17 protein-coding genes and 1 pseudogene are annotated in these 21,226 nt (G+C 44.9%); 13 read left to right on the top strand and 5 right to left on the bottom strand.

The features are described from left to right. Positions 1 to 17: 17 nt before the first annotated feature. From A3C46_00385 to A3C46_00425, 9 genes are all read left to right on the top strand, one after another. Entirely contained in the window at positions 18 to 749 is a 732-nt protein-coding gene (locus A3C46_00385; protein ID OGQ21298.1) for a hypothetical protein, read from the top strand. Positions 750 to 793: 44 nt separating this feature from the next. Next, positions 794 to 2,236, top strand: a complete 1,443-nt coding sequence (locus tag A3C46_00390) for a hypothetical protein (GenBank protein OGQ21315.1) — start codon at positions 794 to 796, stop codon at positions 2,234 to 2,236. An 89-nt stretch (positions 2,237 to 2,325) separates the two neighbouring features. Further along, positions 2,326 to 3,573, top strand: a complete 1,248-nt coding sequence (locus tag A3C46_00395) for a tRNA guanosine(34) transglycosylase Tgt (GenBank protein ID OGQ21299.1) — start codon at positions 2,326 to 2,328, stop codon at positions 3,571 to 3,573. Next, positions 3,570 to 3,860, top strand: coding sequence for a preprotein translocase subunit YajC (locus A3C46_00400; GenBank protein OGQ21300.1), 291 nt, complete (start codon positions 3,570 to 3,572; stop codon positions 3,858 to 3,860). Before A3C46_00395 ends, A3C46_00400 begins: the two co-directional genes overlap by 4 nt. Positions 3,861 to 3,869: 9 nt before the next feature. Next, complete coding sequence (locus tag A3C46_00405) at positions 3,870 to 5,555, top strand: protein-export membrane protein SecD (protein ID OGQ21301.1); 1,686 nt, start codon at positions 3,870 to 3,872, stop codon at positions 5,553 to 5,555. Continuing rightward, positions 5,552 to 6,442, top strand: a complete 891-nt coding sequence (locus A3C46_00410) for a protein-export membrane protein SecF (protein OGQ21302.1) — start codon at positions 5,552 to 5,554, stop codon at positions 6,440 to 6,442. Before A3C46_00405 ends, A3C46_00410 begins: the two co-directional genes overlap by 4 nt. Continuing rightward, positions 6,439 to 8,127 carry a single-stranded-DNA-specific exonuclease RecJ gene (locus A3C46_00415; GenBank protein ID OGQ21303.1) on the top strand — a complete coding sequence of 563 codons (1,689 nt, stop codon included), beginning with the start codon at positions 6,439 to 6,441 and terminating at the stop codon, positions 8,125 to 8,127. Before A3C46_00410 ends, A3C46_00415 begins: the two co-directional genes overlap by 4 nt. Positions 8,128 to 8,349: 222 nt before the next feature. Further along, a complete protein-coding gene (locus tag A3C46_00420; protein OGQ21304.1) occupies positions 8,350 to 8,751 on the top strand; it encodes a hypothetical protein in 402 nt (133 codons plus the stop codon). Between the two features lie 146 nt (positions 8,752 to 8,897). Continuing rightward, a complete protein-coding gene (locus tag A3C46_00425; GenBank protein OGQ21305.1) occupies positions 8,898 to 9,266 on the top strand; it encodes a hypothetical protein in 369 nt (122 codons plus the stop codon). Here the strand turns inward: A3C46_00425 and A3C46_00430 are convergent. Next, the gene (locus A3C46_00430; GenBank protein ID OGQ21306.1) at positions 9,263 to 10,612 is read right to left on the bottom strand and encodes a hypothetical protein; all 1,350 of its coding nucleotides are present in this window, start codon (positions 10,610 to 10,612) and stop codon (positions 9,263 to 9,265) included. The two genes, A3C46_00425 and A3C46_00430, sit on opposite strands and share 4 nt — an antisense overlap. A gap of 87 nt (positions 10,613 to 10,699) precedes the next feature. On the opposite strand from A3C46_00430, the gene A3C46_00435 reads away from it, so the two are divergent. The 4 genes from A3C46_00435 to A3C46_00450 all read left to right on the top strand — a co-directional run bounded on the left by A3C46_00435 (position 10,700) and on the right by A3C46_00450 (position 14,120). Next, the gene (locus A3C46_00435) at positions 10,700 to 11,401 is read left to right on the top strand and encodes a 7-cyano-7-deazaguanine synthase QueC (protein ID OGQ21316.1); all 702 of its coding nucleotides are present in this window, start codon (positions 10,700 to 10,702) and stop codon (positions 11,399 to 11,401) included. Beyond that, positions 11,401 to 12,048 carry a hypothetical protein gene (locus tag A3C46_00440; GenBank protein OGQ21307.1) on the top strand — a complete coding sequence of 216 codons (648 nt, stop codon included), beginning with the start codon at positions 11,401 to 11,403 and terminating at the stop codon, positions 12,046 to 12,048. The genes A3C46_00435 and A3C46_00440 overlap by 1 nt, the downstream gene beginning before the upstream one ends. A 186-nt stretch (positions 12,049 to 12,234) precedes the next feature. Beyond that, positions 12,235 to 12,975, top strand: coding sequence for a hypothetical protein (locus A3C46_00445; GenBank protein ID OGQ21308.1), 741 nt, complete (start codon positions 12,235 to 12,237; stop codon positions 12,973 to 12,975). Next, positions 12,975 to 14,120, top strand: a complete 1,146-nt coding sequence (locus A3C46_00450; GenBank protein ID OGQ21309.1) for a deoxyguanosinetriphosphate triphosphohydrolase — start codon at positions 12,975 to 12,977, stop codon at positions 14,118 to 14,120. Before A3C46_00445 ends, A3C46_00450 begins: the two co-directional genes overlap by 1 nt. Here the strand turns inward: A3C46_00450 and A3C46_00455 are convergent. The 4 genes and pseudogenes from A3C46_00455 to A3C46_00470 all read right to left on the bottom strand — a co-directional run bounded on the left by A3C46_00455 (position 14,117) and on the right by A3C46_00470 (position 21,226). After that, a complete protein-coding gene (locus tag A3C46_00455; GenBank protein OGQ21310.1) occupies positions 14,117 to 16,327 on the bottom strand; it encodes a hypothetical protein in 2,211 nt (736 codons plus the stop codon). The two genes, A3C46_00450 and A3C46_00455, sit on opposite strands and share 4 nt — an antisense overlap. Positions 16,328 to 16,421: 94 nt before the next feature. Next, the gene (locus tag A3C46_00460; protein OGQ21311.1) at positions 16,422 to 19,427 is read right to left on the bottom strand and encodes a hypothetical protein; all 3,006 of its coding nucleotides are present in this window, start codon (positions 19,425 to 19,427) and stop codon (positions 16,422 to 16,424) included. 53 nt (positions 19,428 to 19,480) lie between these two features. Beyond that, positions 19,481 to 20,635: a hypothetical protein gene (locus tag A3C46_00465; GenBank protein OGQ21312.1), complete on the bottom strand. Its 1,155-nt coding sequence runs from the start codon at positions 20,633 to 20,635 to the stop codon at positions 19,481 to 19,483. A gap of 80 nt (positions 20,636 to 20,715) precedes the next feature. After that, positions 20,716 to 21,226, bottom strand: a pseudogene (locus A3C46_00470) (hypothetical protein).

Raw genomic sequence — 21,226 nt, forward strand, 5'->3', positions numbered from 1 at the left:
GTAACGGTACATCTCTCATGGTTGATATTTCTTTTTCTCATGTAACGAAACACTATGAACGTTCGGCCTTCCCAGCGCTTGACGATATCCACATCTTTTTTGCGGATCATGAAACAACAGCAATTATCGGCGCGAGTGGAAGTGGGAAATCAACGCTTTTACAACTCATCAACGGACTGCTTCGTCCTTCATCGGGAGCAGTACATCTTTTCGGAACTCCCATCGATTATCAACATATCACCTTACTTCGTCGGAGCATCGGCTATGTTGTCCAGGGAACCGGGCTCTTTCCTCACTTGACGGTAAAAGAAAATATCAGCCTGCTTGGGAAAATCACGCAATGGGACAAAAGAACACTCCATGGAAGAATCGAAGAGCTTATGACACTGGTAGAACTCCCATCCCATTTTGTGACACGTTATCCTCACGAACTCTCCGGAGGAGAACAACAGCGAGTTGGTTTTTGTCGCGCCCTCTTTTTAAATCCACGCATTCTTCTTTTAGACGAAGCCTTTGGAGCCCTTGACGCCATTACCAAACAAGAAGTGCATAAAGAATTTCTGCGACTCAAACCCTTGAAGACCACAACGATTCTCGTCACCCATGATGTACGTGAAGCATTGAAACTTGCGGAACATATTATCGTGTTACACGAAGGACGTATTATTCAACACGGAACCGTAGAAGAAGTGCGGAAAAATCCTGAAAGCAGCATCACCAAAAAATTATTTGAGGCACAACTTTCATGAAGATCATTCTCTTCATATTCTTCTTTCTCTTTGCTCCACATACGATGGCTCAAACTGAGCGCCCTCTTGTCATCGGCTCTTTCATCGATGTCGAAGGTCGCATCTTAGGCGAGATGTTCGCGCAACTACTCGAAGATCGTGGCGTTGAAGTGAAGCGACAACTTGGACTGGGCGGTCCAACGGTCTGTTTTGAAGCCCTCAAAGCAGGGGAGATCGATCTCTATCCGGAATATTCAGGAAATATTCAGGCACAGATGAATAGGCCGCATGCACTCCCCTATCGTGCATTACAACAGGTGACGAAAGAAACATTTGGGTTCGAGTTGTTAGACCCACTTGGATTTAACAATACCTATGCTTTTGTTGTGCGCACTGAAACGGCCAAAAAATTTCATTTGAAACGCATCAGCGATCTCGTCTCGATTCCAGGTCTTCGATATGGTCTCAGTCATGACTTCCTCCGCCGTTTTGACGGTTGGCCAGGTCTTGCGAAACTTTATGGCATCAAAGCAACGCCCCTTGGCATTGATCATGGCCTCTCTTATCAAGCACTGGCACAAAAAAAAGTTGATCTCATTGATGCCTATTCCACAGATGGAAAACTGAAAAAATTTGACCTTGTTTTTCTGGAAGATGATCGTCACTTTTTTCCACTTTACCTTGCTGGCCCTCTCATTCGACCCAATATTGATAAACGTGCGAAAGAAATTTTAGGTGAACTGACAGGAAAACTTTCAGATGAAAAAATGCAAAGCATTAATGCTCTTGTTGAACTTGATGGAAAAAGTTTTGCGGAAGCTGCCGAACATTTCTTGCGTGAAGCAGATCTTCTTGAGCAACAAAGAACACTGCTTGTCCCGAGAAAATGGCAGGAACTCCTTCAAAGAACTTTCACCCATATTTGGCTGAGCGCTGCTGCCCTCTTTCTTGCCATGGTGATTGCGATTCCGCTTGGCATTCTCGTGTATCGATTTCGTTTCCTGGCGCAACCGCTTCTCACCTTCACCAGTATTTTGCAGACGATTCCTTCGATCGCACTTCTCGCATTTATGATCCCACTGTTTGGAATTGGGGTGAAGCCCGCCATCATTGCACTTTTTCTCTATGCGCTTCTTCCGATTGCTCGCAACACCACAACTGCGCTTCTCTCCATTGATCCTGTTTTGAAAAAAGTTTCACTCGGAATGGGACTGAGTTCATGGCAACAACTTCGTTATATTGAATTTCCCCTTTCGATGCCGCACATCCTCGCAGGGATTCGCACTGCAGCCGTGATGACGATTGGAACGGCGACCCTCGCTGCTTTCATTGGCGCTGGAGGGCTTGGAGAGCCGATTGTCGCGGGACTGAATTTAAATAATCCCGCAATGGTGATGGAAGGAGCAATTCCATCTGCTTTGCTTGCAATCCTGACTGAATACGGTTTTGAACTTTTAGAACGATGCCTGATTCCCAAACATCTCACCCAAAAAGTGTCGGAGAGATAAATCTTGCTCTCAACTTACCAATAACTAACTGTCAGTTATTGGTATATTGGTAAGTTGACATTCAGCTCTATTCTCTCAATAAGCAGCGCATGTTTCGATTTGAACTCATCAAAACTTCTTCGCAAGGGACTCGTGGACGTATTGGAAAAATGACGACAGCGCACGGAGAAATCACCACTCCCTGTTTTATGCCAGTTGGCACACAAGGCACGGTGAAAGGTATCACACCAGAGGAATTAAAAACGCTTGGCGCACAGATTATCCTTGGGAATACCTATCATCTTTTTCTGCGGCCAGGACATGATCGAATCAAACGACTTGGCGGACTTCATCGGTTCATGAACTGGGATCGACCGATTCTCACCGATAGTGGTGGCTATCAAATTTTCTCGCTTGCGGATCTCCGTTCCAAATTTACCGATGACGGAGTCGAGTTTCAAAGTCACTTGGATGGAGGAGAAAAACATTTTCTCTCGCCAGAGCTCGCGATTGAAATTCAAGAAGCGCTTGGATCGGACATCATGATGGTGCTCGATGAATGCACACCTTACCCCGCTGATGAAGATCAGACACGTAAATCTATGGAACTCTCGCTTCGATGGGCGCAGCGATGTTTACAAGCACGCACTTCAAACAATGCACTCTTTGGGATTGTGCAGGGAGGAATGTATCCGCATTTGCGTAAAGAATATATTGAGCGATTGCTAGACATATCGCTTAAAACAGCGGGTCTGTCTGCTCGGTCCTTGCGCGCTCCAGTAGGTGCTGACAAGGACCATCGCAGCGACCCGCTGAACACAGCTCATGACCAAGATGTTCACCAAGCTATTCATGAACACTTTGACGGTTTTTCCATTGGCGGTCTCTCTGTCGGCGAGCCGACATCGATCATGTATGAAATCACAGAAGTGTGTACGTCACTTCTGCCAAACGACAAACCTCGTTATTTGATGGGTGTGGGAACTCCTGAAAATCTGCTTGAATGCATCGACCGCGGCATCGATATGTTCGACTGCGTTTTGCCAACGCGAAATGCGCGAAATGGATATCTCTTCACTTCCACCGGAGATATCAATATCCGCAATGCACGACATTCCGATGACGGCACACCGTTGGATAAAAATTGCCAATGCTACACCTGTAAAAACTATAGCAGAGCTTATCTGCGTCATCTCTCGCTTGCAGGGGAGATGCTTGGAGCAAGACTTGCCACACTTCATAATTTACATTTTTATCTCGATTTGTTAGAGCGAGTTCGCGTTTCATTACAAAAAGAAACCTATCCCGAATTTAAAAAAGAATTTCTGTTACAACGAAAGAAAGGATTACCATCATGATTGCAGAAACAGCGCCAGCAACGCAGGGGAATTTTTTGACCTCTCTCATGCCTCTTCTTCTTATTTTTGGTATTTTCTATTTTCTTCTGATTCGTCCCCAACAGAAACAACAGAAAAAACATCGTGAGATGCTCGGCGCTCTTAAAAAAGGGGACAAAGTCATTACTCGCGGCGGTGTCTATGGCACTGTTTTTGGAATTACCGAGAATCAAGTGACGCTCGAAATCGCCGACAATGTGCGCATTCAATGTACACGCGATGCAATTGCAACCATTATCAACTCTTAAGACACCATGATGCCCACAACCTGGAAATGGAAAGTTGCTCTTCTCGGATTTTTAACCCTTCTCTCTCTCTCTGTTGTGCTTCCTTCTTTTTTGGGAGAAAAAACACCTTCATGGATGCCTCAAAAAACGATTCATCTTGGCCTCGATCTGCAAGGTGGCATCTACGTTGAATTTGAAGTCGAGGTGGACGAAGCCATTCAGAACAAAGTGGAACTACTTGTTGACGAACTGAAAAAAACAGTCGCCGAAAAAAATATCTCTCTGACGGAAATAACTCAGCAAACCTCTCCAAAACATACCATCCTCATACGAGGAAATACCGAAGCGATTCAAGCGACGGTGGATGTCATCGAACAAAACTATCAAGAGACTTTGGTTTTTGAGGGATCAGAAAACGGCACCGCAATTTTTCGGCTTGATGAGAAATATCATAAATATCTTTATGACCAAATGATCAAACAAGCGCTTGAAAAAATTCGAAATCGTGTCGATCGTTATGGAGTTGCTGAACCCTCGATTCAACGCTTAGGTTCTCATCGCATTGCCGTTGAACTTCCTGGCATTGATGATCCTGATCGCGCCATTGAAATTGTAAAAAAAGCAGGCGTGCTTGAATTTAAAATGGTGGATGAACGACTTTCTCAAGCGGAGCTTATCAGACTGATCGATGAAGCGCGCAAAGAGCATTCAATCGCTCAAGATAATTTTTCCATTGAAACGGCAAAAAAATTAACAGAGCTTCTTCAGTCTCAACTTCCCGAAGGAACTGAAATTGCTTTTGAAGTGACGTACGATCCGATTGCTCGAAAAATAACGGGGGGAACTCCTTATCTTCTCTCCAAAAAAATTGAAGTCAGCGGTGAAATGCTTCGTAATGCTCAGGTGAATGTTCAAAACAATGAACCTTATGTCGGCATTGCTTTTGACGCTCAAGGGACCGAACGTTTTGCGGATACCACAAAAAATAATGTTCAGAAACGTCTCGCCATTCTTCTTGATGGCGTCGTGACCTCTGCTCCTGTCATTCAAGAACCAATCCTCGGCGGACAAGCTTCCATTAGTCTTGGATATGGAGCGTATCCTGATCTTCTCAAAGAAGCAGAAGATCTTGCTCTGGTCCTCCAAGAAGGAGCGCTTCCAGCACGACTTACCGAAGCAACAAAAACAGTTGTCGGTCCAAGTCTCGGCGCTGATTCCATTCGAGATGGAGTGACAGCAACCGTCATCGGCGCCATTGCCATCTTTATTTTTATGCTTCTTTATTACAAAGGTTCTGGACTCATCGCAAATGTCACTCTTGTTCTCAATCTTCTGTTCATTCTCTCGGCTCTCGCTTTGTTGAAAGCGACGCTCACCCTCCCTGGAATTGCCGGTATTGTCCTCACGCTCGGCATGGCGGTTGATGCCAACATTCTTATCTTTGAACGCATTCGTGAAGAATTGCGACTTGGAAAATCTGCGCGAGCTGCAGTTGAAGCGGGATATCACAATGCCATGCGCACGATTATTGATGCGAACGTCACGACCGTTATTTCGGGCATTGTGCTGTATCAATTTGGCACCGGCCCTATTAAAGGCTTTGCTGTGACTCTTATCCTTGGTCTTGTCATTAGCATGTATACTGCCTGCCTCTGTTCGCGAATGGTCTACGATTACTTCCTGACCGTCAAACGTGTTGAAAGGATTTCCGTATGAAGTTTCAGATTCCTTTTTCGAAAATCGAACCTCTCTCTCTTGGCATTTCAATTCTTGCCGTGATTGCTTCTGTGGTCATCATTCTCGTTCGAGGATTTAACTACGGCATCGATTTTCAAGGAGGAGCAAAGTTGGAATATCAATTTGCAGAAACCGTCAATGAAGAAAAAATCCGCCAACTTCTGAAACCTCTCAAGTTAGGAGATGTCAGTGTTGTGCGCTTTGGAAAAGCTGAAGATAATCGCATGAGCATTAAAGTGGAACTTCCCGAAGAACATACAGCCATTGGACCTATGATTACCACAGAGTTGGAAAAATCTTTTGGACAGGGAAACGTGAAACTCGAACAAGAAGAGACGGTTGGTCCACGAGTAGGAAAAGAACTGCGAAAAAAAGCATGGCTTACGATTCTTTTTTCCTGGCTCCTGATGTTGATTTATATCGGATACCGATTCGATTTTCTTTTTGCGCCAGGCGGCATTATTGCTCTTATTCACGATGTTGTGATCACGCTCGGTTTTTTCTCTCTTTTGGGAAAAGAAATTAATCTGACCATTCTCGCTGCTATCTTAACCCTGATCGGTTATTCCATTAACGATACGATTGTTATTTTTGATCGTATTCGTGAAAATAAACATCGCATCTCTCTCTCCACGCTTACTGCTGTTGTTGATGAAAGCTTGAATGCAACGCTTTCGCGAACGATCATTACTTCTTTAACGGTCTTCTTTGTCGTGGTGGTGCTCTTCCTCAAGGGTGGCGGAACTCTGCATGATTTTGCCTTTGCGCTCATCATTGGTGTCATTGTTGGAAGTTATTCCACTCTTTTTGTCGCAACGCCGGTGTATAAAGCTCTTTATCGTTCTCAAGCTCGGTCAAAAAAATGAGCTGGAAGATTTTGCCCGAAAACACTCTTGTTCAAAAACATCTCGCCAAAGAACTTTCTCTTCACCCCATCACGGCACAACTATTAGTGAATCGCGGTATTTTCGATATTGAAAGCGCGCAGCGCTTTTTGAGTCCGCGGCTGGCTGATCTTCCTGATCCCTTTTCTCTTATCGATATGGCCCCTGCGGTGACTCGGATTCTGCACGCTCTTCAAGAACATGAACAAATCGCCATTTATGGTGATTACGATGTCGACGGCATCACCGCCACAGCGCTTCTCGCCCGCTTTTTTCACAGCATCGGCACTTCCGTGCTCACCTATATTCCGCATCGAATCGAAGAAGGTTATGGACTGAGCCAAAAAGGAATTGAATACTTGAAACAAAAAGGAGCGCAGCTCCTGATTACGGTGGATAACGGAATTGCTGCAAAAGAAGAAATTGCGTTTGCAAAAACGCTCGGCATGGAAGTGATTGTCACAGATCATCATACTGTGGGGCTTTTGCCCTCTTCTGCGATCGCCGTCGTGAATCCGCAACGATGTGAAGAAGGAAATCCATTTCGAGTTTTAAGTGGATGCGGCATTGCTTTTTATCTTGCCTGTGCGCTTCGAAAACGAATGCGCGAAGAGAATTTGCTTCCGCAAGATTCGTTCGATGTCAAAGAACTCTTAGACCTCGTTGCCCTTGGCACGATCGCTGATGTGGTCCCTCTGACAGGAATCAATCGTATTTTGGTTTCAACAGGACTCAAGCAATTGCAAACCACGAAATATCCCGGCATTCGCGCACTCATGGATATCGCTTCATTAGAGCCTACTTCCCTTTCAACTCGCTCCGTAGCATTTGCGCTTGCACCCCGACTCAATGCTGCGGGACGTCTGGCACATGCTGACGAAGCCTTGGCGCTTTTGATGACACAGGATGAAATGAAAGCAACGCAGTTGGCTCAAAGACTTGATCATTTAAATCGTGATCGACGAGGACTTGAAGCGACCATGTTTGAAGAAGCGCTCTTTCAGATACAAGGAAGAGAAGATGGTGGCGCACTTATCGTCTCTGCTCCTCATTGGCACCCGGGAGTCACGGGCATTGTGGCATCCAAACTTGTGGAACAGTTTGATCGCCCTGCTGTGGTGATTGGCGGTTATCCCATCTGTCGTGGTTCTGTTCGTTCAACGAAAAATCTCAACATCATAAACTGTCTCACGGAAACAGCGCAGATGCTGGAACGCTATGGTGGTCATGCCGTCGCTGCGGGGCTTACGATCCTTCCTGAAAAAATTGAGGCATTTCGCGAAATGTTTTCACAGATCTGCAAGGAACATCTCGCCAATGCTTCTCCCATGTTTACTTCTGTGGACGGCTCTCTCTCGTTTAACGTGTTGAGTCCCCAATTGCTCGATGAAATAAAATTATTTTCTCCCTTTGGAGCGGGAAACCCTGAACCTCTTTTCTGTTGCGATGATATTGCAATTCGCAATCATCGTATTGTCGGTGAAAAGCATTTAAAATTTGAAGCCTTTCATGAAGGAATTTCTCTCGATGCCATCGGTTTTTCTCTCGGCAAGACACGGCTTCACTCGATGCAAAACATTTCCATAACCTTTTGTCCGGAATGGAATGAGTGGAATGGTTCGCGTAAAATTCAGTTGAAGGTGAAAGAATTGAGACAAAGACTATAAACTATGGACCAACTATGGTCTGTTTTCAAAGGGTGTCATCGCGAGCCCGAAGGGCGTGGCGATCTCCTGAAATCAATGTATACGAGAGATTGCTTCGTCACCCGCCATAAAACATGACGGGATCCTCGCAATGACATACTTTTGCAAGCAGGACATAAATTGAACACAACTTTTTGAACTCTCTACCGAAGAACACCATAACAGACAACAAAAGGAGAATGTATGTCAGAGGCATTTGATTTCGAGATCAGCATACCCAAACCAATACCCCAAGAAGCTGAAGAATTACGTTCTCGTCTTATTTCCTTTCGTCGTGTTATCGATGCATGTGAACAAGGACAGCAAAGTGCCTGCAAAGAAGCTCAGCTCGACCTTAATTTCTCCCGCTTGGCTTATGAACAATTAGTTTCTTTGCAAGGTGGTCGGCGTGCAACTAGAAACGACCGCTGTCAAGTGCAGCAAATTTCTTATGACACAGGAAAACAAGTTACGAGTAAGAAAGTTGTGGCCGGAGGAATACATTTCTGCGTGCCATCAGAGGGTTATTGGTTAACATATTATGCAGAAAACATTCAAAATGCACAGGATGGACTTGCTTCCGTGTATGCACAACGCCGAAGATAAAAGTCCGTTTTAACAAGTGCTCGAGGTGAATTAGTATGTCATCCCTGCGTAGACAGGGATCTAGTATTTTCGATGGTTCTGGATTCCCGCTTTCGCGAGAATGACATACAAAAGTAATTTATGAGATAGCTTCTATAGAGTTCATCATGTTCGAAATAAAAGTCATTAAATATTTTAAAGCCAGTCACGGTCTCTATAATTTTCAAGGAGAAGATGAACCGATCCACGAGCACCACTGGCGCATGGAAGTCGTCGTCACATCTGAAGAGGTCGATGTTTCCGGGTGTGCGATCGATTTTCATGAAGTCGATCAAGCGATTGCAGAAGTCATTCGTCCCTATGAAGGAAAAGCCTTTAATGACGTGGAACCTTTTATTGAAATCAGCCCCTCAGCAGAACTGATCGCCAAACATTTCTACAACCGGCTCGCGCCGGCTTTCAATAAACAACACACCGCACTGTTATCGGTAACAATATGTGAAGATGATTATCATCGAGCAACCTATTTCACTTAAGGAATTCCCGGTAGAGGCATTGATGGAAAACCAGTATTTTCTGCAAGCGGTATTTCACGATGGATCGGCATTATTTCCCAATTACCTTGATTGCGTAAAACTGCAAGAAGACCATAGACAATAAGAGGATTGTCTGTTTCCAATTCTTCTAAAACAAAGACAAGCTGTTCTGTTGGAAAATATTGGAGAGCCGCGCGCGCAGTCTCATTATAGTTTGTCAGTGTTGCGAGGAGAACAAGCGCTGTTAAAGCCGTGTCATCATCGTGTAGTGCCATAACAATATGTCTGCCAACGCGAAGAGATTCCGCTACTGGAAGAGCCGGAGAATATCCTAATCGCGCAAGACGTGCGAGAGCGATTGCTGCTGAAGGGTGATCTTCTGCATATCGCATGATTAATTCAAAAGAACTGAAAGGGAAAATGCCTTCATCCACAAATATGCGAAAAGTATCTTCTGGCAATTGACCCAAAATAACAATTTTCTGATGTTCACGAAGATGTGGCGTCTGCAGAAACCATTGAAGCGCTTCAAGTGAACCAGCTTGCAGATATTCATGAAGTCGGGCAATTGCCCTATAGCGTTCTGTTTTCAAAGTATTTTGATCATCAGCAATGTCGATCAATGTTTGAATTTCAACCGTGCTTACTTCCATTCTATTGTGTCTTTGTTGCACTGCGTCTGGTTCTTTTTGCTGATCTTCCACAGGAATATTTTCATTTTCCACAAGAGGAACATCCGCTTCACCGGGAAGTACAATGCGTTGTCTTCTTAACCTCGGCTCTTGTATCACTTCTCCGGGAAGACCTGGAGCTTGTCGTCGTTCGCGGTCACGAAGTTCAATGAGTCTCCCCGTGAGCCGTCGAAAATCTCCCCACTGCATCGCCTCAACATACAGCATCGGAATTTCCAAATTATCCTGCATTTTTTGTTGCATCAGCGCGTACAGTTCTGGATCGAGTTCTGCACGAAGTTTGCGACCATTGATGTCATACCGATAATCAAGTGGTGGTTCATGCAGATCCAGCAATGCAGCTCCTGGAGCTGCGATTGCAGAAATGACAACAGCACCCAGAAATATCCATGCTCCCGCAAAATAAAATCCAGAACTCACCGTCAACCGAGCTGCTTGCGGAACAGCTTGCCTTGCCGCTGGTGATCGAAAAAGCTGACGAAGAAATGAGTCCGGTAATCGAACATAGCCTGGACGTGACGATGGGATCGGCACCTCGGGAGGGGGCAACGGCATAGGCGTTACAGGTGGTAATGGAACTGGAATCATTCCAGGCACGTGAGCGCTGAGAATTCCCGATAATTGGGTTGAAAATGTACTTCCAAAAATGGTCATTAAAGCGATTTCCTTTTCATTCGCAATTTTATCGCCCGCTTCAAAAAAAGGTTGCGTTGAAGGAAAAACTTCACGAGGATGCCGCCCATGAAGGAAACATCAGCCATAGCGGTCCTTTCAGGGGGTCTTGATAGCACGGTGGCAATGAAACTCGCAAGGAAGAGTTCCCGCATTGTTCTCGCTCTCACCTTTGATTATGGCCAGCGCGCAGCCAAAAAAGAGATTGCTGCTGCGCAGGGCAGCTGTCAAAAATGGGATATTCCACATAATGTTATTGAGCTTCCGTGGCTCGCAAAAATCACACATACAGCGCTTGTACAGAAAGAGCGCAAGCTCCCAAAATTCAACGCCACAGAGCTTGGACAAAGCAAGGATCGGGAACAGAAATCGGCGATAGCCGTGTGGGTACCGAATCGGAATTCGGTTTTCTTAGCTATTGCTGCAGCGCATGCTGAAGCGCTGGCGGCTGACGCGATTGTGGTCGGATTTAATGCTGAAGAGGCGGCAGCATTTCCAGATAACAGCATCGACTTCATAAAGACATTGAACCAAACTCTTACTTTCTCAACACAAAATAAAGTGAAAATTATCTGCCCAACTGCGGAGATGAACAAAATCGATATCCTCAAAAAAGCAGTGGAACTTGACATTGATCTTGAGAAGCTTTGGTCCTGCTATGAAGGTGGAGAAAAACCTTGTGGTGTTTGCGAATCATGTGCGAGAACAAAGAGAGCGATGCAGGTCATAACACCCCATACCCCCTCTCACCTTAAGAGGGGGAAACAATAATGAAACAACATTTCCTCAAAAGAACACTTTGCTATGATGGGTCACAACTTCGCTCTCACTGGATCTTCGAGCAAACAGATGAAGCCGGAGATGCGATTCTCTCCTTTATTGGTCCGGCTGATGTGCCGACCACAAATATGGTGGATCTGATAGATGTACGAAATAATGCTCCGATTGCAAGTCGATCGATGCTGCATTTTTTGATCGAACATTTTGAAACCGATCTCGAAAAGACGATCCTGCGTCAACGATTGCTTGTCGCAAGTGCTTTAGAATTGTTATGCACACACATCTCAGTAATGCGCCTGTCTGCTCTGGTCTCGCGCGCGCCCGCTAAAAACCTTGCGGGTGCTGACGAGGCCCATCACAGCGGCGCAGATATATCGTGGTTGCAATTAAAAAGAATTGGAAATGATCTCTATGACGGTGACCGAAAACTGTCGGTCTGTATTGCAGCCCCATCAACAGTTTCCTGTTGTATCCATTTTGGCATCAACATCGACAGTGAAGGGACACCAGTACCAACGCGTGGACTTGCTGACTATCATATCGATCCACAACCATTTGCTGATGAACTGATGAAACGTTATGTGGAAGAAGAAGCATCACTAAAAATTGCACGATGTAAAGTGAGAGCAATTGAATGATTAACCAAACTGGTCCACATTTTCTCTCAGGGTACGGACGCTGCGGTTACGCTCCGCGCGTCCTCTGTTTCCGTCGGCGCGATCTATCAGAAAGCATCGACGCGCCTCAGTCAAAGGCCCCCTGCGAAAAAATCTTCACCAGTTTGGTTAAGAGTCCATTGTTTATAACATATGAGGAGATAGAGGATGTCATCATCAGCACGACTCATTGAAATCTTTAGCTCCATCCAAGGTGAAGGGACACTTGTCGGAACGCCGATGACCTTTATTCGCTTTGAACAGTGCTCTTTTGGTTGCCACTACTGCGATACGCCTGAGAGTTTCAAAAAACATGCAACTTTTCGTGTGGAGATTCCACCGCGATCAGCACAATTTCAAACTTTTCCAAATCCGGTTTCTGCTGAAACGCTCAATGAAATTCTCATCTCCTTCACAGATCCTTATATAGCAGTAACTGGCGGGGAACCCGTGGAACAAGGCGACTTCCTCGTCTCGTGGCTCCCAACAGTAAAGCACCGCAAGGTGCTGCTGGAGACAAATGGTGTTCATGCCGACGAACTCAAAAAAATTATTTACTTCATCGATATCATAAGCATGGATGTAAAACCTCCAACATCGACCGGCACAGGAAAATCATATTGGAAAGAACATGCCGCATTTCTGGATGTGGTACTTGAAGCAAAAAAGGAAATTTATTTAAAACTCGTCGTCACAGAAAATCTCACAAATGAAGACATTGAAAATTGTATCTCTCTTATCCTAGAAAAGCGGCGAACGCCGCTGATTTTGCAGCCGGTGAGTCAAACGAAAACTTTTCAGAAAACCGTTTCTGCACAGCGACTATATGAGATTGAGCAGAGGTGTCGCGCAAAACTTTCGGATGTTCGTGTGCTTCCGCAAATGCATAAAGTGTGGGGAGTGCTCTAATGCGGCGCTTGCGCAAAACGTATGAAGATCATGAGCTGATAACACTCGCATCATATGCTCAGAAAAGCGGCGACAGCCGCGGAAGAAAACAACCAGAACCTGAGGATCCTTATCGCACCGCATTTCAACGCGATCGCGATCGAATTATTCATAGCCAGGCTTTTCGTCGGCTTGAATATAAGACTCAAGTTTTCGTCAATCATGAAGGTGATTACTATCGCACGCGACTCACCCATACACTTGAAGTCGCACAAATTGCGCGAACCATTTGTCGAACACTTCAGCTCAATGAAGATTTGGCGGAAGCAATTGCCCTCGCCCACGATCTTGGTCACACTCCGTTTGGTCATCGCGGCGAAGAAGTGCTTCATCTTTTGATGAAAGACTCTGGTGGTTTTGAACATAACCGACAAAGTTTTCGAGTTGTCACTTTTCTGGAACATCGTTACCCAGACTTCCGTGGCTTAAATCTCACGTATGAAGTCCTTGAAGGGATTGTGAAACACAGTGGAGAATTCGATAAATCAGAGATCCCCGAGTTTCCTGACAAAGGCTATCCTTCTCTCGAAGCTCAAGTGGTCGATATGGCCGACTCCATTGCGTATATGAATCACGATATTGATGACGGTGTAAAAGCTGGAATGATTACACTTCATCAACTGGAAAAAGTAGAGCTGTGGCAACAATCCTTTGATGATATTGTTCGCCGTTTCCCGGACACTCCAAAAAAAGTTCAGATCAATCGTTCTATCAGTCATCTGACAACGCAACTCGTGAACGATCTCTATGATGAAACCGAAAAACGTTTAGAAAAACTTTCGTTGCAGACTCCAGAAGATATTCGGGAACGAGGAAAAGAAGTCGTTTCCGCAAGTAAGGAAATAGAAACTCAAACAGAAAATTTAATGCAATTTCTTCATGCGAATCTCTATCGTCATGAGCGCGTCGAACGTATGGCAAAAAAATCGGAAGAGGTGCTGACGCACCTTTTCAGGAATTACGTCTCAACTCCAAGTTTACTCCCACCGTCACTTTGCAAGGTCGTAGAAAAGGGTGAAACCCCAAAGCGCGCCATCTGCGACTATATCGCCGGCATGACCGACCGCTTTGCACTGGATGAACATGCGAAACTTATAAAGAACTAATCGAATTCAAAATTTTTATGAGATGAATACAAACTTTGATGCATCCAGTAGGCGGAGAAAACTTTTTTCACGTAGAGATTGGTTTCACGATACGGAATTTCTTCTATAAATTCTTCAACTTCAAAGTTTTTCTGACGTTCAGAGCGTTTGAGCCAACGGCTTACCGCCTCTTCTCCAGCATTATAGGCAGCAATCCAGGCAACCGGTTTTTCCGGAAACATTTTCGCTAATTTCTCAAGATAACGAACACCGTAATATATATTCGCTGAAGGTTTATACAGAAGTTCTCTATTAAAAACTTCTTCTGTTTCCTGCGGCTCTAATTTCTCCGCAGTCGTTGGCATCAACTGTAAAAGTCCAATCGCTCCGACATCGGAAAGAGCATCGGGACGAAACAGCGACTCGGCCCACATCACTGAGTAGACAAGCGCTGGATCAAGATCACTCTTTTGAAGAGCCTCAAGAACAAAAGAACGATAGGCTTGTGGATACATCTGCTGCCACACATAGATTTCAAAAGGATCTCCATTCGGGAATCGTTCTCGTATAGAACGAAAGCGATCAGACGCAATACGATAGGCATAATTATGAGCAAAATTTTCCGATGCAAGGAAGAGCACAAGAGGATCGAGCTTTGGATGATATTCACGAAATGCATTGAGCTCGCGCGCAACTTCTTCACGCAGTCCAAGACGATGAAAAAGGAGAGCTTTTGCCAAATGAGGCGATGTAGACGCTATTTCCTCTGGGCTTGGCAAATGGACCTGCCATACATTCGATGCCGTCATCACAGGAGTTTCAATTTTTTTATGAAGCGCTTGAAGACGATGGGACGCCAAACCTCGATAATATCCGACCGGTTTTTCCTCCCAAAGTTCGCGATAAAGAAGTATCGCCTCTTCTCTTTTCTGAAGTTTTTCAAGCACCCGCCCTTTCCAATAGCGGACACGATCAGAAATAGAATTTCTCTCTCCAAGAAGCTGGTCAAAAACTTCAATCGCTTCTTTATACTGACCGAGTTTATAAAGACACCATGCTCGATTCCAACGCGTGTTCATCGCCAAATCGCCATGAGGATGAAGGGTCAGCACATTCGTCAATGATCGAAGCGCATCTTCATATTTTCCCTGCACCAGTTCTAACGACGCTCGATAGTAAATTGTTTGACGTCGAGCAACAGGCGCATCTTTGTGACGTATGAGAATTTTCTGTAAAAATTGATCTGCTTTCTCGTATTGCGAATTTTTGGCATAGGTCCATACAAGCTGAGAAAGGATTTCATCCTGCAGCTCACTGTCATCTGATTCTTTTTCGATTGATTCTAAAAGCTCAAGAGCACGCTGATACTGATGAAGACGAGCTTCACATTTGGCTAAAAGGAGCTGCGCTCTTCTTTTGAGTTTTGACGAAGAGATCGTTTCCATGAACCGAACCAAACGTTTTTTCGCTTCAACCCAAGCTCCATGTTCTTCAAAAGATTCCACAATGCGATATTGCAGCTCAGGCTCGGGAAACCACTTCTCCAGGAGCTTCGCTCTTTTCTGGGGAAAAAGAGAAAAAAGTTCATGCGCAGCAGAAAGTTCATTTTCATTTGTCGATGTCACGAGCAAGGCTTCCAGTATTTTTTTTGCGTCATCCCACTTTCCCAAAGCAGTTACATTTTTGAAAAGAAGAACATTGATTTCTCGAAATTCAGATATCGTTTTGGCTTTTCCACGAACTTCCTCAAGGAGAAAAAAACTTTTTTGATAGAGTCTTTGCTCAAAAAAAATTTTCGCCAAAAGTTTTTTTGCTTCATTATTCCAAACAGAATCGGGCTCTTGCTGCATAAGGAAATGGAGAATATTTCGGGCTTCTTGCCACTTTCCTTGTTGGAAAAGAAGACGTGCACGATAAAAGAAAAGATAATCTTGAAGAAGAGGAAGATTTGCTTCCTCAAGAGAAAAGAAAATATTTTCAGCTTCGACCCAGTTTCCCTGTTGATACGCGACAGAGCCAATAAGAAAAAGAAGTTCTTCTTTGCGTAACTCAGCTGTCTGTTGCAGGAGTTTTTGTGCATCCAGAAGCGCTGGGTGGAGAAATCCGGGAGAACGTAAGAGAAGATGAAGTTTTTGCTCAAGCGGCTTTTGAGGTTCGACGCGCTTGTTCATACTATGAGCAGAAGAGACAAAAAATAATAAAGAGAAAAAAATTGCAGCGAATGTCATCCTGAACCCGAACGTCATTCCCGTAAAAGCTGGAATCTCATGAAATTCAGGAGATCCCTGCTTCCGCAGGGATGACCTGCTAGGCAAACAAAATCTAAAACGATGTTCCGACTTGCAAGAGAAGGACGCCATTTTTCGCACTTGTTCCAAGCGTATCATCTGTTAAATTTCCTAAACGATCTCGATTGAGAACGATAAGAGCATATCCCACTCGTCCCACAATGGGGAGTCCGTACCCAACAATAAAGTCAGCACGTAGTTCACTTCCTACTCCTAAGAAAAAATTATCAAAGAAGGTAGAAAATTTATCACTTCCCCCTTCATGCGCATTAAAAGCATTGCCATAATCAGCAAAGAAGGCACCATGCAAATTTTTAAGAAAAATGGGAGCGGTTCCAAGACCACGTTGGGGCGACGTCAGAGGAAAACGATATTCACTGGAAAAAAGCATGGCGCGCGTGCGAGAAAAAGAGGCTGTCGGCAAACCACGCAAAGGAAAATAAAAGAAGGAACCTCCACCTGCCATCGAACCCTCTCCGAGCGCGCCCCCGAGGCTAAAGGTTCCTTGAATCAATCGATCACCACGCGTCATGCCACCTGCGCCACGAAACGCAAGCACATGTCGGCGACCTAAATGAAGATATTCACGCCAATCGCCCACAAAAATAGTTTGTTCATTTCCACTGGCAGATCCAAGAGCTTTATCCGTTATCGACGTAAAGAAACGAACAGATCTTCCCCCCTGTAAGCTTATGGAAGCGGGATATTCTTCTGCATCGCCATAGGCATAGACAAAACGAAATCCAGAAAAAATTCCCAAGTTTAAAAGAGCGCTTTCAGCCGCAGAAAGAGAGGTCTTCGGAAAACGATCTTCATAAAAAAAGGAGGTGGAAACTGCATGACGTCCAAAAGGAAAACTCAAAAAACCGTAACCACTTCGTCTCTCTTCAAAATAGCGAACCGTACGTCGAACGAGATTATTATTTGAATCTTGTGTCAGAAACGTTAAGTTTCCGTAGTTCACAACTCCATCGTTGACTCCCATTCCAACCGCCGGACGATAACGATTATAGACATAGGTACCGAAATATCCGAGATGTTGAGCATCTAAGCGATAAGAAACGCCTCCATTCCAACCATGAAACCGGAGAGCATCAGTGCCGCCCGTAAGAGCCGAAAAGATCGTCGTATCGCCGGTATAGAAAACATTGGGGGCAATAAAACGTGGGAGAAGAAGCGATTTTCCAAAAGCGTTATAGTCTTTAACGGTGTATCGACCAGTTTCGAAACCCTCCTTGGTAACGGGTCCTGCCGTCTGCGGTGTTCCGGCCCTCCCACTTATTGCGGGAGACCCTCCCGGAAGCACCTCCGACGTCACCCGATTTATGGAGTTTCGAAACTGGTCAAACGACCGGTTCTTTGTAAATCGTATTTTTTTCAACTGATACCCTTTTGCCGTGTAGGCTTGGACAATAATTTCGCCATTGGGTTGAAGCGCCGGATGAAACACACCTGTCATCACATTGCTTATTTGTTCCACACGACCAGTCGCAACATTGAGACGATACAGATTAAAAATTCCTGTTTCGTCTGAAACATAAGAGAGATATTTTCCATCCGCAGACCAAATGGCATCTTCTTCGCGACCTTCGCGTTTCACCAAGCGTTTCAGTTGCTTTCCTTGTGCTGAAAAAAGAAAAAGCTTCCACAGTTCATTTTTCTGATGAAGGGTCACCACAAAAGTCTTTCCATTGGGAGACCATGCAGGATGAGAAAATCTGGTTTCAGAAAGATCCACCAGCGTTTTTATTTCTTTTTTATCGCGTTGATATATTTTCAACACATCTTTCTCTGCAGAGCCTGAGACATATAAAACCTGATTTCCGTCAGGATGAAGAGCGAGATCATGAGCGCGTTCGCCTTGAGTTAATCGAACCACTTTCTTTGTTGTGAGATTATATTCCCACAGATCATAGTACGAAGAATAACGTTTATGACTCGCCAACGCGGAAAAGATAAATCCCGATCCATCGTTAAGCCATGACAGGGCGACAGCTCCCTGCTTTTTTCGAAGCGCTTCGGTTTTTCCGGTTTCAAGATCAAGCAGATGAAGTTGAGATGCATGTTCAGGAGAAAAAACAGCATACACGAGTTTTTTTCCATCGGGGGAGAGTCGGGGAATTTTATATTGTTGATGACGCTTTGGAGTCAGAACATTTGAAAGCTCGGTTAATTCTCCACGATTTTCTTTTTCTTGCGCATATTTTTGTTCAAGTGTTGCATGCCATTCTTTCCACAATTTGAGAAAAGATTTTCCATACACTCTTTTCGCTTGATGATTAACCATGGTCAGCAAAAGCGAATGCTGCGTGTAGTGATTGAACTGAAGAAATTTTGCTTCACCATAGGTATGAATAAGATATTGAATAAACTTCGATCCGAAAAGATACGCCACATGATAACTGGGCCATTCCCAGCTCAGACCATCGGCTTGATTGATACCAGGGAAACGTCCTTCAACAACAGAGGTCCGAATAATCATTTCCGAAAGTGACGCGTATGTTCGTCCAAATCCGCTCTTGGAACTTTCTTCATAGGTTGCAAAACCCTCTTTCACCCATACGGGAGTAATACCAGCAGGAGCCACGACCTTGCCGAAGAGAAGTCGAAAGGGTTTCCAAATACCGCGGGCGGGATCGAGATGAAGAATATGCGTGTATTCATGTGTGATCAAAACACGAAGCCAATCATCATAATATGACAGACTCGATTCTGATCGTGGCGCTACCACATTGAGCGTGATCCAATTATACGGAAGAACCGTTGCAAAACCGTTTGCTTCATCGGTGTTATCCAGCAAAACAACTTCTGTTTTCCCCCATGGCTTCCACCGAAGCTCGGGTGAAAACTTGGCATGCACCTCTTCAAAAAGGCCTGCGGCCTTTTCTGCGGTGACTTGCAGATGTAAGGGATAATTTATGTTGAAGTGTTCTGTGGTAATCGTCTTCCACTGAAGTTTCGGATCATAGCGACCAGCAAAGGAAGGAAATGAAAAAAGGAGAAAAAATAAACTAAGTGTGAAGAGACGAATAAAATACATTTGGTTGAGAATACTGATTTTTCCTTCACTCGAAAAGAAAAAATTTTATCCAACTATGGCAGAGTGGAAAGCCAACTCGCAGCGCTTGCAATACGAATGTTTCCCACTCGTTTATCCACACCTGGACGCTGCACAAGCTGCACAGCGGGGACCTGTAAACGTTCTGAAAAAGAAATCAACGAATCTTCAGGACGAACCTCGGCCAATTTTGCTTCAACCAGAAGCCACGGACGTCGATCCTTGGTGAGACAAAAATCGACTTCTCTACGCTCACGATCGCGTAGAAACGAAAGATCAAAATCTCCATATCCTAAATCGCGCCAAAGCGAAACCGCTTTGAAAAGATGACTCGCAACCATATTTTCAAAACGTGCGCCTTCATCTGTAACCTGCGACCAATCCCAAAGGTAAACTTTTTTCTCTTTATGAATACTGCGGGAAATATTCGTAGTATAAGGCTTGAGCGTAAAAATGATATAAAGACGCTCCAGCACTTCAAGCCACTGTCGAACCGTGTTGTATGCAACTTGGAGATCTTCTTTAAGGCTATTGATGCTCAGGAGAGAACCGATTCGAGAAGGAAGCAGAAGCAATAAGTGCTCAACGAGCGTCAAGAGAGAAATATTGGTCAAATCGCGAATCTCTTCTCGAACCAGCAATTCCCTTCTTTGGAGGGACCAGCGAGAATGAGCCTCTTTCGTCGCTGCAAAAAAAGGTTCAGGAAAACCTCCGAAAGTAAGTAATTGTTCAAAGCCGTCATAAGAATAGAGAGTTTCTTGTGCAATCAAGAGTTCTTCCGGTCGACCGATACGATCTGGCCGAAGGAGCTCACCGCACGTAAAGGGATGGAGATGAAAGAGAAAATATCGGCCAACCAGACTATCACCACCTCGGCGGTAGACATCAAGCCGAGCGCTGCCAGTGACGAGCATCTGTAAAGTGTCGCGGTATTTATCGTACGTTCCTTTAAGAAAATTTTTCCAGCGTTCATATTTATGGAGTTCATCGAGAACAACGCATTTATGGTGAATAAAGCTTTTTTTCAAAATCTCTTCACGGTCTTCGGCAAAATCCCAATTATAATATTGGCCGCCGACTCGTTGAAGGAGTTGTTTCGCAAGTGTTGTTTTTCCGACTTGGCGCGGGCCAGAAAGAAAGACCATCTTCTTCATGAGATCGCGTTCAATAAATGGGGAGAGGCTACGCATGCTTCTTATATACCACTGAAAACTTGGCATGCCAAGTTTTCATTTAAGTATAAATGAAAATGAGCCACATGCAGGCACACTTACTGACACGCCCCATTCATACACTGACCATTGGTGATGTTTCTGGTTCGATCAGAGCATTGAGTTCCATTTGGCTGTTGTCTGGTTCTCACAGTGTTGCCATCGCAGTAATGGGTGAGACACGGAGTGGGAGGAGCAGCCGATGATTGCAGGAGGGCGAGCTGGACAAGACACGCGCGCGTTGGGGGTTGTGGTTGAGCTGGAGGTGGAGGAAGCGGAACGATCAACGACGGTCTTGGTTGCGTCGCACATCCGAGGATGGGAGCGCTTTGACACTGTCCTTGTTGGCACTTTCCCATGAGACACGTGGCTCTGTCCTCACACGGGTTTCCATTGGGACGACGCCCGGTGGAGGTTATCTTCAGTCCATCAAGTTCACAACGATAGGTTTCGCAAGGATTGAGGAGATGACGTCCGAAGAGATCGTTGAGATAATCGAGGCAGCGTTGGTACGGTTTCCCCGCATCATCGGGATCGGGAAGACGAGCAATCTCTGGTCGTGGAGGTGGA

The organism is Deltaproteobacteria bacterium RIFCSPHIGHO2_02_FULL_44_16 (assembly GCA_001798185.1).
GTDB lineage: Bacteria > UBA10199 > UBA10199 > 2-02-FULL-44-16 > 2-02-FULL-44-16 > 2-02-FULL-44-16.